The sequence below is a fragment of the Kitasatospora sp. NPDC048298 genome, from assembly GCF_043201465.1.
GTDB lineage: Bacteria > Actinomycetota > Actinomycetes > Streptomycetales > Streptomycetaceae > Kitasatospora.
On the sequence record NZ_JBICYZ010000043.1, the window covers coordinates 46,683 to 60,940 of the forward strand.

General features: G+C 73.3%; 17 protein-coding genes. 7 read left to right on the forward strand and 10 right to left on the reverse strand.

The window, feature by feature from the left end; genetic code table 11:
* The first annotated feature begins 62 nt into the window (after positions 1–62).
* Positions 63–638, forward strand: coding sequence for a nucleosidase (locus ACGF0D_RS28045; protein WP_392878738.1), 576 nt, complete (start codon positions 63–65; stop codon positions 636–638).
* 52 nt (positions 639–690) lie between these two features.
* A complete protein-coding gene (locus ACGF0D_RS28050; RefSeq protein ID WP_392878736.1) occupies positions 691–1,209 on the forward strand; it encodes a DinB family protein in 519 nt (172 codons plus the stop codon).
* Positions 1,210–1,265: 56 nt separating this feature from the next.
* Here the strand turns inward: ACGF0D_RS28050 and ACGF0D_RS28055 are convergent, their stop codons facing one another.
* Positions 1,266–2,198 carry a sigma-70 family RNA polymerase sigma factor gene (locus tag ACGF0D_RS28055; RefSeq protein ID WP_392878733.1) on the reverse strand — a complete coding sequence of 311 codons (933 nt, stop codon included), beginning with the start codon at positions 2,196–2,198 and terminating at the stop codon, positions 1,266–1,268.
* A 184-nt stretch (positions 2,199–2,382) separates the two neighbouring features.
* Here ACGF0D_RS28055 and ACGF0D_RS28060 point away from each other — a divergent pair, with 184 nt between their 5' ends.
* Positions 2,383–2,907 (forward strand): hypothetical protein, encoded by a 525-nt coding sequence (locus ACGF0D_RS28060; RefSeq protein ID WP_392920900.1) that lies wholly within the window; start codon positions 2,383–2,385, stop codon positions 2,905–2,907.
* Here ACGF0D_RS28060 and ACGF0D_RS28065 read toward each other — a convergent pair.
* Positions 2,897–3,493: a cysteine hydrolase family protein gene (locus ACGF0D_RS28065; protein ID WP_392878873.1), complete on the reverse strand. Its 597-nt coding sequence runs from the start codon at positions 3,491–3,493 to the stop codon at positions 2,897–2,899. The genes ACGF0D_RS28060 and ACGF0D_RS28065 overlap by 11 nt on opposite strands.
* A 100-nt stretch (positions 3,494–3,593) precedes the next feature.
* Between ACGF0D_RS28065 and ACGF0D_RS28070 the strand changes: the two genes are divergently transcribed.
* The gene (locus ACGF0D_RS28070) at positions 3,594–4,556 is read left to right on the forward strand and encodes a GlxA family transcriptional regulator (RefSeq protein ID WP_392920902.1); all 963 of its coding nucleotides are present in this window, start codon (positions 3,594–3,596) and stop codon (positions 4,554–4,556) included.
* 11 nt (positions 4,557–4,567) lie between these two features.
* On the opposite strand, the gene ACGF0D_RS28075 is transcribed toward ACGF0D_RS28070, so the two are convergent.
* The 3 genes from ACGF0D_RS28075 to ACGF0D_RS28085 all read right to left on the reverse strand — a co-directional run bounded on the left by ACGF0D_RS28075 (position 4,568) and on the right by ACGF0D_RS28085 (position 7,735).
* On the reverse strand, positions 4,568–5,083 hold the full coding sequence (locus ACGF0D_RS28075; protein WP_392920905.1) for a GNAT family N-acetyltransferase: 516 nt from the start codon (positions 5,081–5,083) through the stop codon (positions 4,568–4,570).
* Between the two features lie 387 nt (positions 5,084–5,470).
* Positions 5,471–7,048 (reverse strand): AMP-binding protein, encoded by a 1,578-nt coding sequence (locus ACGF0D_RS28080; RefSeq protein WP_392920908.1) that lies wholly within the window; start codon positions 7,046–7,048, stop codon positions 5,471–5,473.
* Positions 7,049–7,219: 171 nt separating this feature from the next.
* On the reverse strand, positions 7,220–7,735 hold the full coding sequence (locus ACGF0D_RS28085) for a hypothetical protein (protein ID WP_392920911.1): 516 nt from the start codon (positions 7,733–7,735) through the stop codon (positions 7,220–7,222).
* A 134-nt stretch (positions 7,736–7,869) separates the two neighbouring features.
* On the opposite strand from ACGF0D_RS28085, the gene ACGF0D_RS28090 reads away from it, so the two are divergent.
* The gene (locus ACGF0D_RS28090) at positions 7,870–8,562 is read left to right on the forward strand and encodes an alpha/beta fold hydrolase (RefSeq protein ID WP_392920914.1); all 693 of its coding nucleotides are present in this window, start codon (positions 7,870–7,872) and stop codon (positions 8,560–8,562) included.
* A gap of 46 nt (positions 8,563–8,608) precedes the next feature.
* Here the strand turns inward: ACGF0D_RS28090 and ACGF0D_RS28095 are convergent, their stop codons facing one another.
* Positions 8,609–9,013, reverse strand: coding sequence for a heavy metal-responsive transcriptional regulator (locus ACGF0D_RS28095; protein WP_392920917.1), 405 nt, complete (start codon positions 9,011–9,013; stop codon positions 8,609–8,611).
* Between the two features lie 100 nt (positions 9,014–9,113).
* On the opposite strand from ACGF0D_RS28095, the gene ACGF0D_RS28100 reads away from it, so the two are divergent.
* Positions 9,114–10,100: an alkylmercury lyase family protein gene (locus ACGF0D_RS28100; RefSeq protein ID WP_392920919.1), complete on the forward strand. Its 987-nt coding sequence runs from the start codon at positions 9,114–9,116 to the stop codon at positions 10,098–10,100.
* A gap of 27 nt (positions 10,101–10,127) precedes the next feature.
* On the opposite strand, the gene ACGF0D_RS28105 is transcribed toward ACGF0D_RS28100, so the two are convergent.
* Positions 10,128–10,277 (reverse strand): pentapeptide repeat-containing protein, encoded by a 150-nt coding sequence (locus ACGF0D_RS28105; RefSeq protein WP_392878713.1) that lies wholly within the window; start codon positions 10,275–10,277, stop codon positions 10,128–10,130.
* A gap of 811 nt (positions 10,278–11,088) precedes the next feature.
* Here ACGF0D_RS28105 and ACGF0D_RS28110 point away from each other — a divergent pair.
* Positions 11,089–12,000 (forward strand): ribosome-inactivating family protein, encoded by a 912-nt coding sequence (locus tag ACGF0D_RS28110; RefSeq protein WP_392920922.1) that lies wholly within the window; start codon positions 11,089–11,091, stop codon positions 11,998–12,000.
* Positions 12,001–12,429: 429 nt separating this feature from the next.
* On the opposite strand, the gene ACGF0D_RS28115 is transcribed toward ACGF0D_RS28110, so the two are convergent.
* The 3 genes from ACGF0D_RS28115 to ACGF0D_RS28125 form a co-directional block, all read right to left on the reverse strand.
* On the reverse strand, positions 12,430–12,873 hold the full coding sequence (locus ACGF0D_RS28115) for a hypothetical protein (protein WP_392920924.1): 444 nt from the start codon (positions 12,871–12,873) through the stop codon (positions 12,430–12,432).
* 193 nt (positions 12,874–13,066) lie between these two features.
* On the reverse strand, positions 13,067–13,621 hold the full coding sequence (locus ACGF0D_RS28120; protein WP_392920927.1) for a hypothetical protein: 555 nt from the start codon (positions 13,619–13,621) through the stop codon (positions 13,067–13,069).
* A 14-nt stretch (positions 13,622–13,635) separates the two neighbouring features.
* Positions 13,636–14,070: an ATP-binding protein gene (locus tag ACGF0D_RS28125; protein ID WP_392920930.1), complete on the reverse strand. Its 435-nt coding sequence runs from the start codon at positions 14,068–14,070 to the stop codon at positions 13,636–13,638.
* Between the last annotated feature and the right edge of the window lie 188 nt (positions 14,071–14,258).

Sequence of the window (14,258 nt, forward strand, 5' to 3'; positions counted from 1 at the left end):
GGGGGCCGGGTGCGGACGAGCGTTCCCGGGTGCGGCATCCCCTCGCTCCGTACGATGGAGGTATGCGCCTGCTTGGAACGATCTCGCCCGACCGCCCGCTGCTCGTCGTCGCCGTGCGCGAGGAGGCCGCCCACCTGGACGACCGCCTGCCCGTGCTGCTCACCGGGATCGGGAAGGTCAACGCCGCCGTCGCGCTGGCCACCGTCCTCGCGCAGGGCGAGAAGCCTTCCGAGGTGATCAACCTGGGCACGGCCGGTGCGCTGCGTCCCGGTTGGGAGGGCATCCACCACGTGGTCCAGGTGATCCAGCACGACCTGGACACCACCACCCTGCACGCGCTCACCGGGCGTGAGTACGGCGCACCGCTGGTGATCGGCAAGGGCGACGGCCCGGTGCTGGCCACCGGCGACCTCTTCGTCTCCGACCCGGACGCCCGCGACCGGCTCGCCGAGCACGCCGACCTGGTGGACATGGAGGGCTACGCCGTCGCCACCGTCGCGCACCGGGCCGGCGTTCCCGTGCGGCTGGTCAAGCACGTCAGCGACGAGGCCGGGGACGGCGCGGGGCACAGCTGGAAGGAGTCGGTGGACGACTGCGCCCGGAAGCTGGCCGACTGGGTGGTCGCGCAGGGCTGGTGACGCCTCCTCAAAGTCGCTGTCCCGGGGCTCCGGCGCTGGCTAGGGTGGCGCGATGACCGAGACCACCGTTCCGAGCGAGCCCTCCGACGTCCGTCCGCCGAGCCTGAACGCGGACGAGCCGACCACCCTGCTGGCCTTCCTGGACTACCTGCGCGCGGCGGTGATCGCCAAGCTCGACGGGGTCGCCGACGAGGACGCCCGGCGCCCCGGCGTCGCCTCCGGCACCAGCCTGCTGTGGCTGGTGCGGCACCTCGCCGTGGTCGAGGACAACTGGTTCACCTGGGCCTACCGGGGCGTGGGCGACGAGCCGCGCAAGACGGGCGAGGCGCCGCTGGACGGTGCGACCGTGGCCGCGGAGCTCGCCGGCTACCGGGCGGCGATCGAGCGGTCGAACGCGGTGGCCGCGGCCGCCCCGGACCTGGACCGGCCGGGTGCGCGCTCGCTGCGGCCGGAGGCCGCCGAGGGGCCCTCGCTGCGGTGGGTGCTGGTCCACATGATCGAGGAGACCGGGCGGCACGCCGGGCACGCGGACATCATCCGCGAGCAGCTGGACGGCGCGGTCGGGCGCTGACGGCGGAGCGGGGGCGGGAGGGCGGACCGGGCCCTCCCACCCCCGCCGCCCCGGGGTCAGGCGTCCCGGAAGTCCGAGAGGTCCAGCGCCGCCAGCCGTTCCGGGTCGGTGAGCACGTCGATCGCGACGATCGCGCCGTCCACCACCGTGAACGCCATGATCGACAGCGCCCGGCCGTTGTCGCCGATGACCACCGCGCCCGCGGTGCCGTTGACCAGCGCCGGGCGGGCGAACGGCGACAGCGTGCCCCACAGGACGGCCTGACCGGCCACCGTGCCCGCGCCCGAGAGCACCACCGTGTGCCGGGCCAGCACCGTGCCGCCGTCCGAGCGCAGCACCACGTCCGGGTCGAGCACGGCGACCAGCGCGTCCAGGTCGCCGTTGCGGGCGGCGGCGAAGAACGCGTCCACGGCCGCGCGCTGCCGGCCGAGGTCCGGGTCGGGGGTGGGCGCCTGCCCCCGCACCTTGCGGCGGGCCCGGCTGGCCAGCTGGCGGGTGGCGGCGGCGGTCTTCTCGATCAGCGGGGCGATCTCCTCGAACGGCACCGCGAACAGGTCGTGCAGCACGAAGGCGACCCGCTCGGCCGGCGACAGCGACTCCATCACCACCATCAGCGCCAGCCCGACCGAGTCCGCGAGCACCACCTCCTGCTCCGGGTCCACCACGCCCTCGCGCCGCAGCAGCGGGTCCGGGATGCGCGGCGGCCCGGGCTCGCCGCCGGGACCGGCGGGCTCCAGCGGCTCCTCGCGGCGCTGGGCGCGGGTGCGCAGCAGGTTCAGGCAGACCCGCGAGACCACCGTGGTCAGCCAGCCGCCGAGGTTGGCCACGTCGGCGGTGTCGGTGCGGTCGTAGCGCAGCCACGCGTCCTGGAGGGCGTCCTCGGCCTCGCCGACCGAGCCGAGCATCCGGTACGCGACGGCGCGCAGGTGCGGGCGGTGCTCCTCGAAGAGCGCGGCCCGGGCGGCTCGGTCGTCCACCTTCTCGTCCACGTGTCACGGTCCTTCGTCGCCGGGGGCAGGGCAGCAGGAGCCACCCAACAACGGCGGCGCCGGGAGATCAACTCCCTTCCGGCGACGTGCCTGGGCGCCGTGCCCCGGCGGGGCGGTCGGGGGCGGTCGGCGGGGCGGTCGGCGGCCCGGGGCCCTGTCCGAGGCGCCTCGTAGGGTGGCCGCCATGTCCCTCCTCGATGCGATCCGCGCCGACTCCGCCGCCGCCGACTTCCTGGCCTGGCCGGGCGACTTCTCCCTCGACGTCTACGAGCACGGTGAGGAGGTCGTGCTCGCCTCGGGCGAGGCCCTGGAGCCGTTGGCCAAGGACGGCGCGGGCGGCACCTACTTCCTGTGCGGCGAGGGCGGCGAGGAGCGGCCGGTGCTGTACGCCGACTCCGAGGGCGGGGCGGCCCTGCTGGCCGTCGGGGTGCCGGAGCTGGTCCGGCTGCTGCTGGCGGTGCCGTGGTGGCGGGACTGCCGGCGGCTGACGGTCGAGGAGAGCGAGGCGGCGGCCGAGGAGTACCTGGAGGACGAGCCCGGGCTGTACGCCGAGCGGGACGCGGCGGCCGCCGCGCTCGGGCTGGACGTTCCCTCCCCGGCCGAGGCCCTGACGCGGCTGCGGGAGCGCGCGCTGGGCCTCGGGGCCTCGTACGTGCTGCTCAACGCGGAGGAGGAGGGCGCCGTGTACGAGCCGCTGTTCAGGCCGTAGCGGCTTCGGTGACGTCCCTGGTCGTGACCACCTTGGCGAAGCGGTTGGCGTGCAGGGTCGTCGCGGTGGCGCGGGCGAGCTCGGCGGCGGGGACGGTGGTGCCGTCGGGGCCGGTCATGTCGAAGGAGTGCATGGCGTCGGTGGGGAAGATCGCGTCGTAGCCGAGGTTGCCGGCCATCCGGGTTGTGGTCTCGCAGCACACGTTGGTGATGATCCCGGCGACGACCACCTGCCGGGCGCCGCGCTCCTGGAGCCAGGCGTGGAGGTCCGGGGTGCCGTAGAAGGCGCTGTTGACGGTCTTGGTGACGTGCAGGGCGGGGGTGACGCCGGCGACGAAGTCCTTCAGCCCGTACCCCGGGGTGCCCTCGGCGAGCGGGCCCGCCGTCGAGGCGTGCTGGACGGTGACGATCGGCCGGCCGGTGGCCTGCCAGGTGGCGATCAGTTCGGCCATCCGCTGCTCGGCCCGCGGGTTGTCGCGCGGGCCCCAGAAGGAGGCGTCCTCGAAGCCCTTCTGGACGTCGACGAGCAGCAGGACGGCGTCGGGGTCGAGGGTGAGCGGGGCGTCGAAGGCGTCGGTGTTGGTCATGCCGACCATGGTGGTCGGGGCCGCCGGGGAGGCGTGATGGGCGGAGAAGCCACCCATCGATGGATTCCTGCCACGGGTTCCCGTGCCATAGGTTCCTGCCATGCGAACGGTGGGGTGTCTGATCTTCGACGGGGTCCGGGCCTTCGACTACGCGGTGATCGGCGAGGTGTGGGCGAACCGGACCTCCCGGCCCGGCCTGCCCGCCTTCGACCTGCTGGTCTGCGGGCCGGAGGGCGCCCGGGTGCGGCTGGGCGGCGGGCTGGAGCGGGTCCCCGACCACGGCCCCGCGGCGCTGGCCGACTGCGACCTGGTGGTGGTGCCGGGCGTCGAGGACCCGGCCGTCCGGCGGAGCCCGGAGATCCTGGACGCCCTGCGGGCCGTCTCCGCCGCCGGCGTCCCGATCGCCTCGCTCTGCGCGGGCGCCTTCGTTTTTGCCGAGGCCGGCCTGCTGGACGGCCGCGAGGCCACCACCCACTGGGCGCTCGCCCCGGAACTCGCCCGCCGCTTCCCGGCGGTGACGGTCCGTCCTGAGGTGCTCTTCACCGGCGGCGACGGCCTGTGGACCTCGGCGGGCGTCGCGGCGGGCATCGACCTCTGCCTGCACCTCGTCCGCACCGCCCACGGCCAGCAGGCCGCCGCCACGATCGCCCGCGCCATGGTCACCGCGCCGTTCCGGGCGGGCGGCCAGGCCCAGTTCATCCCCTCCCCGGTCCCGGACGCCGCAGCCGGCGACGACCCGCTGGCCCGGCTCCGGGCGGAGGTGCTGACCTCCCTCGACGCCCCCTGGACGGTGCGCCGGATGGCCGGCGCCGCCCTGATGTCCGAACGCACCTTCGCACGCCGGTTCACCGCCGCCACCGGAGCCGCCCCGATGCGCTGGCTCCTCGACCAGCGCGTCCTGGCCGCCCAGCGCCTGTTGGAGGAGACCGACCTGCCCGTCGACGCCGTCGCCACCCACTGCGGCTTCGCCTCGGCGGTCTCGCTGCGGCCGGTCTTCACGGCCAGGGTGGGTGTGGCGCCGAGGGAGTACCGGCGGGCCTTCCGGGGGCGGGAGGAGGGCTGAGGTCTACGGGGTCAGGCCGTGACCGCCGCGCCGACGGGGAGCGCCACGACGATCTCCTCGTCCTCGTGGTCCCCGGTCGGCCGGAAGCCGAGCGAGGTGTAGAGGTGCCCGGCGGAGGTGTTGTCCGGGTGGTAGGAGAGGCGGATCTCCCGGCACTCCGGCAGCGCCGACAGGCGCTCGATCACGGCGTGCACGGTGGCGCGGCCCACGCCCCGGCCCTGTTCGGCCTCGGACACCACCATGCCGCCGATCCAGTGGGTGCCGTCCTCGTCGTCGTACGCCCACATGACGTGGCCCACGATGTCCTCGCCGGCGCGGACGCCGAGGGACGTCCAGACCCCGCCGCGCTGGGAGAGCAGGAGGTAGCGCGCGGCGAGTGCGGCCACGTACCGGCGCTGGTCGTCGGCGGGCGCCACGTCGGCGACGTCGCGCCAGTTCTCCTCCGTGATCTCCTCGAGCACCACGGTCCGGCCCTGGCGGTCGGTGGTCTGCTGCGTCATGCGTTTCCCCACATCTCTGCTGGTCATGGGGGGTGATCATAGGCATGCGAACAGGTGGTCGGGGAGTCATTTTCGCGGGGCCCGGCGAGGCCGGGTAGGGCGGGGGAGGAGCCGGGCGGGGCCCGGCGAGGCGAGGAAGGGGGGAGGGGCGGGGGGGGGGGGGGGGGCCCCCCCCCCCCCCCCCCCGGGGGGGGCCGGGGGGGGGGGGGGGGGTGGGGACACACCCACCACCGGGGGGGGGGGGGGGGGGGGGGGGCGGGGGGGGGCCCCGCCGGGGGGGGGGGCGGGGGGGGGGGGGGGGGGGGCGGCCCTCAGCGCCGCCACCCCGTTGGCTTCTCGGCACGGGGGCCGTGGTCCGTTGAGCCAAACCCCACCATGGGGTGAAGCCGTGGGCCGTGGGCCCGGTGGGCGCCGTCAGCCCGTGGCGGCCGCGCGCAGGCGCTTCTTGTCCGGCTTGCCGACGGGCGTCAGCGGGATCTCGTCGACGACGTGCAGCACCTCGGGGGCGAAGATCCGCCCCTTGCGCTCGGTGACGAAGGCGCGGAGTTCGTCCAGCCGCGGCCGCTGTCCCGGCGCGGGGACGACGGCGACGTGGACGTGCTCCGCCTCCTGGTCGTCGCGGACCCCGAAGACCGCGCAGCGGGCGACCGTCGGGTGGGTGAGCAGGAGCTCCTCCACCTCGGAGGGGTAGACGTGCCCGCCGACCACGATGATCAGGTCCTTGACCCGGTCGGAGAGGTAGAGGTAGCCGTCCTGGTCGAAGTAGCCGATGTCGCCGGTGTCCAGCCAGCCGTCCCGCAGCACCGCGGCGGTGAGGTCCGGCCGCTTCCAGTACCCGGCCATGACGACGTCGGAGCGAATGTGGATCTCGCCCTGCTCGCCGGCCGGCAGGTCGGTGCCGTCGAGCGAGCGGATCGCCACCTCGACGCCCGGGACGGGCCGGCCGACCGGGACCCGGCCGCCCTGACCGATCCGCTTGTGCTCCTGCGGCATGAGTACGGAGATCAGCTGCGCCTCCGACATCCCGTACATGCCCACCAGGACGGGCCCGAAGACCTTGAGCGCCTCGCGGATCCGGGTCGGTGAGGCGGCGCTGCCCCCGTACAGGATCTGCCGCAGGCTGGACAGGTCGGTGCGGCCGATCGCCGGGTGGTCGAGGAGCTGGTGGAGCAGCGGCGGCAGCACCCAGAAGTCGGTGATGCGTTCGCGCTCGACGGCGGCCAGGACCGCGCCGGGGTCGAAGGAGCGCTGGAGGACCACCGTGCCGCCGTGCTGGAGGGCCAGGTCGGCGAGGACCCCGCCGAGGTGGGCCAGCGGGGTGGCGGCGAGGAAACGGGGCGGGCCGCCGGTGCTGACGACCGGGTCGTCGAAGACGCGCCGGTAGGGCCCGTGCAGGCTGAGGATGCCCTTCGGGATGCCGGTGGTGCCGCCGGTGTGGCGGATGCTGAGATCGTCCTCCGGTCCGATCCGGACGTCCGGGGGCTCGGCCGGGCGGTGGGCGGAGGCGGCGATCACGTCCTCGCCGATGGCCGGGGTGCGGCCGTCGAGCGGCCCCGGGCCCAGGGTCAGGACGGTCGGCACGTCGATCAGCGGGAGCAACTCGGGGGCCTCGGCGTACCGTTCGGCGTCCACGAGCAGCACGGCGGTGTCGACGCTCGCGGTGATCTCGGCCAGGACGGGGATGCTCATGCCGTCGTACAGGTTCACCACCCGGGCGCCCGCGAGGCCCGCCGCGTACCGGGCGCTGAGGGCCTCGGGGGTGTTGCCCGTCAGCAGGGTCACGGTGGTGCCGACGGCGGCGCCCCGGGCGATCAGCTCGTGGGCGAGGCGGTAGGTGGCGGCGGCGAAGTCGCCGGCGGTGACCTCGGTGCCGTCGGCGGCGACGACGGCCCGCCGGTCGGGGTCGGAGGCGAGGGACTGGAGGATCAGCGCGGGGCCGCTGACGAACTCCTCGTCGGGCATGGCTACTTCTTCCTTGTAGTTTGCAACCATGGCCACAGGCTAACCCCATCCGTGCCGCCGGGTCGGGGACGCCCTGCGGGCAATTGGCGTGAACATAGCGCTGTCGGCGCATTCGTGACGGTCGATCAGTTGCTTGGCGCCGGCGCTGCCTCTGTTCGAGTGAATCGCCCGGGAGTTCGGTGCGCCGCCCCGTTGCCCCGTTCAGAACGCCGCCGGGGGCCGCAGGGCGAGGTCGGTGGCGGCGGCCCAGTGCTCGGTGGTGGCGGTGACGATCACGTAGCCCCGCTGGGAGGGGAGCCGGGGGAGCAGGGCGCTGCGGCAGCCGTGGCTGTGGTGGACCTCGACCGGGACGGGGGCGCCGTGGAGCAGGACCTCGCCCGGGGTGGGCGGGCCGTCGAGCGGGGCGAGGTGGGTGCGCAGGTCCAGGCGGTCCGAATTGGCCAGGAAGGTGGAGAGTTGGGACTGCGGGGTGGTGAGGGAGCCCACCCGGTGGCCGTCCGGGACGGGGCGCGAGGTCTGGACGACGGCGACGAGCTCGCCGTCCAGGTGGTAGTTGAGGTCCAGGTGGCAGAGGTAGCCGTCGGAGGAGAGCCGCCCCAGCAGGAAGGACCACCCGGGCGGAGCGCCGCGGAGCGCGGCGATCTGCTCGCCCCACTCCTCGGCGGTCTCGCGGTGGGTCGGTACGCGGATGCCGCGCGGGCGGGTGTCGCGGAACAAGGGCTTCCCCCAACGAGCGGTCGGTGAATGGTCGTTGGGATGAGTATGCGGGTGCCGACCGGCCGTTCGGGGGCGGATCGGCCGGTAGGCTCGGGTGCGATGCGGAAGTGATCCGTTCCGGGCGGGAGTGATCCGTGACGACGTACGTTCTGATCCATGGCGCGGCCGCCGACGCCTGGTGCTGGGAGCCGCTGGCGGCCGAGTTGCGCAGGCGCGGCCACGAGGTGCTCGCGCCGGAGCTGCCGTGCGACGACGACGCGGCCGGGCTCGCCGAGTACGCGGACGCGGTGGTCGCGGCGATCGGCGACCGGACGGGCGGGCTCGTGGTCGTCGCCCACTCGTTCGGTGGCTTCACCGGTCCGCTGGTGTGCGCACGGGTGCCGGTGGACCTGCTGGTCATGCTCCAGGCCCAGGTGCCGGCACCCGGGGAGACACCGGGCGCCTGGTGGGAGAACACCGGCTACGGGCCGGCCCGCCGCGAATCCGACCGCGGCAGGGGCGTGCCGGAGGGCGCGGAGGAGGACGAGCGCGCCCTGTTCCTGCACGACACCCCGGCCGCCCTGGCCGAGGAACTCCTCACCGGGCACCAGCGGCGGCAGTCGGCGACGCCGTTCGGGACACCGTGGCCGCTGGCGGCCTGGCCGGACGTGCCCACCAGGTTCCTACTGGCCACCGGCGACCGCTTCTTCCCGCCCGCGTTCCTGCGGCGCCACGTCGAGGAGCGCCTCGGCCTCCGGCCCGACGAGATGCCGGGCGACCACCTCCCGATGCTCGGCCACCCGGCGGAACTGGCGGACCGCCTGGAGGCGTACCGGGCCGCGCTGTAGGCGGGGCGGGACGGGGCGAGGCGCGGCAGCCGTCGGCCGTCGGCGCCTACGGCCCTGCCGGCGTGACGATGGTGCAGATGTCGTCCGCCGTGCAGGCGGCGGGGTCGGTGGTGGCGGCGCGGTCGGCGAGGCCGCGGAGCGCCTCCCGGGTGGCGGCGAGGTCGGCCATGCGGCGCTCGATGTCGGCGAGGTGCTCGTGGATGAGGCCGGTGAGGTGGCTGCAGGGGGCGTGGCCCTCGTCGCGCAGGACGAGGACCGAGCGGATCTCGGCGAGGGTGAGGCCCGCGCGCTGGGCGTCGCGGACGAACGCGAGCCGGGTCACGGCGGTGTCCGGGTAGTCGCGGTAGCCGCCCGGCGTGCGCGGCGGCGCGGGCAGCAGGCCGCTGTCCTCGTAGAAGCGGATGGTCTTGGTCGTCAGCCCGGTGCGGGCGGCAAGGACGCCGATGCGCATGCCTCCAGGCTAGCCCTTGACCTTCCAGTGCACTGGAAGGTCTAGCGTCGGACGACGGAGACGGAGTCGGAGTCGAACGACGGCCTGGAGGGCTGAGCACATGCGGATCATGGTGCTGACGGTGGCGGACTGCCCGAACGCGCGGCCCGCGCTGGACCTGGTGGCCACCGCGCTGGACGGGCGGGAAGCCGAGGTGGAGCTGGTCGAGGTGGCCGACGAGGCCGAGGCCGCCCGCCTGGGCATGTACGGCTCGCCGACGATCCTGCTCGACGGCACCGACCCGTTCGCCCCGCCCGGCGCCGTACCGAGCCTGTCGTGCCGCCTCTACTGGGGAGCGGACGGCGCGATGTCCGGCCTGCCGGACGAGACCGCCCTGCGCCGGGCCCTCGCCGGACAGGCCGCGCCGGTCCGCGATGCCGGGGGGCCGGGACCGGGACCGGCGGACTGCTGCTCCCCGCTCCCGGAGGCGCCGGACCTCCCGGACGTCCGGCGCGTCGTCGACCGGGCCGGCCGCGGACGCCGCGCCCCCGCCGAGCGCGGCCTGCGCGCCGTGCAGCAGCAGATCCTGCGCCACTTCGCCGACACCGGGACCGCCCCCGACACCCGGCCGCTGCCGCCGGAGGCGCTCGCCGAACTGGCCGCCGAGGACTTCGTCACCCTGGACGAGGCGGGGAACATCCGCGCCGCCTACCCCTTCTCCGCCGTCCCCACCCGGCACCGGGTCCGCCTCGCCGGCGGGGTGGGGGTGTGGTCGATGTGCGCCGTCGACGCCCTGGGCATCCCGGCCATGCTCGGCCAGGACGCGGTGATCACCTCCACCGACCCGGTGAGCGGCGAGCCCGTCACCGTCACGTCGGTCGACGGCACCCTGCGGTGGGAGCCGGCCGACGCGGTGGTCTTCGTCGGGCAGCGCCCCGGAGGCGGCCCGGCGGCCGTGGCCTGCTGCGACGTGCTGAACTTCTTCACCGACGAGGCGAGCGCCGGCACCTGGACGGGCAGCCACCCGGATGTGCGCGGGCGGGTGGTCGGCCGGTCGGAGGCGGCGCGCATCGGGCGGGACACCTTCGGGCACCTGCTGGCGCCTTGAGCACGGCGGCGGCCTCGTCTTGTGGGTTCAGTCGGAGTCGGATACGACCACGATGGAGGCGAGCCGGGTGCGTGTCAGTTGTGTCCGTTCCAGGGCACTCTTGGAGAATCGCGCTCGCGAAAGATCGGCATCGGCGAAGGAAACGCCGCGCAGCTTCCCTTCGGTGGGGTGCGCCAAGCCAGTCGTTCCAGGCGGTAGAGGGCGGTGATTCGTCGCTCGAGATCGGTGGACCGACGGTCCGCCCTCAGCGCCTGACCGGTTGTGGGTGGTTCTGCTGGCGCATCCGGATCCGCGTCCTCGGCGGCGAGCCAGAGTCGGTGGAAGCGCTCGACCTCGTCTTCGGGGTCCGGTTTCTGCCGTCCGACGGCGGCCTCGGCCAGGTAGCGCACCATGGACTCCACCCTCGCCCAGGAGGGGACTGCCACTCCGTTCAGCAGCCGGCTCGCGGTGTCGTGGCTCACCGTCGTCGGCAGGTCGTCGCGGCGCTTGATGCCGTCGGAGATGTCGCGGAGACTGGGCTTGCCGGCGCCCCGGTACAGCCCGTGCAAGCCCTCGACCAGGTCCCTTCGAGGCCCGGGCGGAAGCTTCTCGCTGCTTGGAATGGCGAATCCCACCACAGGGTGCACCTCGGTGGACTGTCAGGTTCCGTCCGCTGTCAGTTCATCATGAAGCGAAGGCGCAGCTCTGCCAGGCGAACGCCGCGCCCTGCGGCGGCGGGTGGTGCCACCGTGACCAGCCTGCTCGCTTGGGTGTTCACCCGGCGCGGCTAGGGCTGCGCGCGCCCCCTGGCCTGCCCACCGGATGATGCCGGTGGGCAGGCCCGTGAGTGTGCACTGGTGATCAAGTGCTCGGCCCCTGACGGAGCATCGGGAAATCGGACGGCTGCCTAGCCTGCTGGCAGTGCGTCATGGATGCCGGCCGCGTGTGGAAACCGGTGGCTGGTGAGGCGCGCTGACGACTCGTCTCATCATCATCGAGGAATTCCTGCATGCTAACGACAAACGAACTCAGCGCACCGGCGCGGGTGCTCCGCCGCCTGGTCGGTGTGATGATCGCCCTCGCGCTGGCGGTCGGGCTCACGGGCATGACGTCGCCCGCGGCGCGCGCCGACACGAACGACCGTCTCACCAACATCGACTGGGACATCAGTGACCTGAACGGTGGCGGCAGTTCGCCGCAGCAGCGGTACTGGGACGTGATCGCCCGGCTCCACACGCTCAGCAGCCACGACTGGTTCAGGACCGACCTGGACGAGACCATCGTGGCGGACAACGACCAGCTCATCCAGATCAGCATCAACCGGAACGGCGTCTACCAGGGCGCGATGTACTTCTGGCCGCACAACCTGTACCTGGCGGGCTTCTACCAGGCCGGCGGCACGCACTGGGTCTTCAACGACGGCGCCGCGTCGACGAACCGCTTCAACCGGGTCCTGAGCGTCAACGCGAGTGTTCTTCCCTGGTCCAGCAACTACAACAACATCCCCGGCGGCGGTAGCCGGCAGAACCAGCAGATCAACGGGCCGCGGCTCGACAACGCCCTGCAGCAGGTGCACCACATCTCCGGCCTCATGGCCAGCGGCAGCGGGCGCAGTCTCCTGGCGGACTCCATCCTCATGATGGTCCAGGCCACCTCGGAGGCGGCGCGCTTCGGGCGGATCTTCGACAACATCCGGGGCAACATCCAAAACCACGGCTACACCCAGATCGGCGTGGAGAACGTCAATCTGGAGACGAACTGGGCCACGATCTCGAACTGGGTGTACCGGGTCATGAACAACGCCGGCACTCCTCCCCTCACGTTCGGCACCGAGGGGTTCGTCCGCACGTTCTACACCTTGCAGCAGCTGATGCCGTACGTGGGCTACATGGACCTCTTCAGCGGGTCCCGCCCCAGGTAGTCACGTGCTTGGGAAGCCGGCAGGGCAGCGGCTCGGCTTCCGGATGGATGTAACGCGCGCAGGAAGTCGGCCCGGCCGACTTCCTGCGCGCGAGCGTGAGATTCGCGGGCAGATCAACTGATCGCCGGCCGCACCGCGGTGGGTGTGGAAAGGTGCCGCCCCCGGGACGCCGGGGGCGGCACCTTCTTGTCTGCCCGGGGAGCGTCCGGTAGTTGGGCATTCGGCCGCTGTGGCGTACGGCCTGGCTTCGCCGCTGGGTGCCGGGGAGCGTGGGAAGTCGGCGGGGGCGACTTCTGGTGCGGGGTGAAGTGGCGTTCGGGGCCTGGCGGGAAGCCGGAGGCTTGCCGGTGGCGGAGAGGTGGTTGGTCAGTCGCTGATCGCGAGATGCAGGATCGTGGCCCAACTGTCGGTGACCAACAGCAGGTTGAGCTACCAGATGTAGGACGAGTGCGGGCCTCCGACATCGCCGGAGCTTCGGACGGGACCCAGGTGCGCCTCGATGAGGTCGGCGACGCCATCGGCGAGTTCGCCGGCCTGCCGGATCTCGTCGGGCGTGCGCAGGTCGGCTGCCGGCCACCTGTTGGCGGGCTGCATGAACCCCTCGGTCGCCTGTCGACGGAGAATGTCCCGCCAGGCCCGGGGAGAAGCGAACGGGACTACAGGTGTTGTCACCTGGTATCCGCTGCCCCAGCCGCCGGCGTCGTAGACGGCCTGAGCGAGACCCCGCATCCGGTCATGACCGGGTGTCGTCCCCGTCACGGGGACCACGTGAAGCAGTTCGATGAACGGCTCGTGGTCGCAGTCCTGGAGCAGGTCGAGAAGGGGTTCCGCCGCGGCTTCCACCGCGTCCGGCGCAGCGAGCGGGTTCAGCATGGATCTCCGGGGCCTCTCGTCCGTTCTTGCGGTTCGGCCTCATTGTGCTGGCTGGGCGCGCGTTCGTGCGGCGAAGTCGGTGCCTGCTGGTCGCCGGGGCTGCGCAGGAAGTCGGTGGGGTCGACTTCCTGCGCGGGGCGCGTGGGGTTCGGCGCGTTCGGTGTCCGCTGGGTGCTGGCGGAGTCGCTGGGGTTCAGGGGTGGGTGGCGGCTTGGGTGCGGCAGTGGGTGAGGGCGAGCTTGAGGCGGGGGTCCGGGTTGGGGGCGGCGGTGAGGAGTTCGCCGGCGCTGGTGAGGGTGCTCCAGTACTGGGCCGGGTCACCGGTGCGGGGGAGGGGGTGGGTGGCGGTGAGGGAGAGGTAGGCCGCCGTGAGGTTGCCGGTGGTGAACCAGCGCTGGAGGCCGTGCTGATGGCCGGGGCGGATCCCTCCCAGGGCCTCGATGGCGGCCAGGAAGAGGTCGACGACCGCGAGCTCGGTGGTGTCGAGGCTCTTGGGGACGTCGAAGACACCGAGGGCTTCGAGGAGTTCGCCGGTGTCGTCCTCGGAGTTGGGGCGGGGGTCGGCGAGGAGGGCGTCGTAACAGTCGTCGAGGCGGCGGGTGGCTTCGGCGTGGGGGATGTCGAGAGCCAGACAGACCGCGCGGGCACAGATCAGGGGTTGGTGACCGAGGCGGGCGATGAGCGCGTACGTGGCGGCCGGGGTGGCGCCACGGGAGAGCGTGTGGCGGGCGAGGGTGGCGAGATTCATGGGGGTTCGGGCTTTCAGACGGTGACGAGGACGGGGGTGGGGACGGGAGCGACGAGGACCCAGACGAACTTGCCGACGCCGCCCGGGTGGGAGGTGCTGCCCCAGCGTTCGGCAAGCTCGTTGACGAGGAAGAGTCCGCGGCCGTGTTCGTCGTCGGGGGTGGGGGAGTGGAGCGCGGGGTGGGTGGTGCCGGCGTCGTGGACTTCAATCCTCAGGCGGGAGTTAACGAGCGAGAAGCGGACTTCGATGTGCCTCTCGTCGGGGGCGTCCGAGTGCTGGACGGCGTTGGCGAACAGTTCACCGAGAAGCAACTCGGCGGTGTCTCCGTACCGTTCGCCCGAGGGGAGCCCGGAGAGGTACGCCCGGAGCAGGTAGCGCGCGAGGGGCGTGGACTCGGTCCGTGAGTCGAGGCGCGCGACGAACATGCGGGGGCGACGGGCAGTGAGCATGGGGCACCTCGAAGGGGGCGGAGGGGCGTGCGAGAGGGGCGCGAAGCTCACGCTGCGCACGCAGATGATCGCTTTCCGGTGTCAATGATCGGCCTGCGGGGGTACGGTTGCGTCCAAATCCACGTGTTGAGCACGTGACGCACAGGTGGGAGTGGTGATGACACGGCGAAAGCAGCGCGGACCGACGG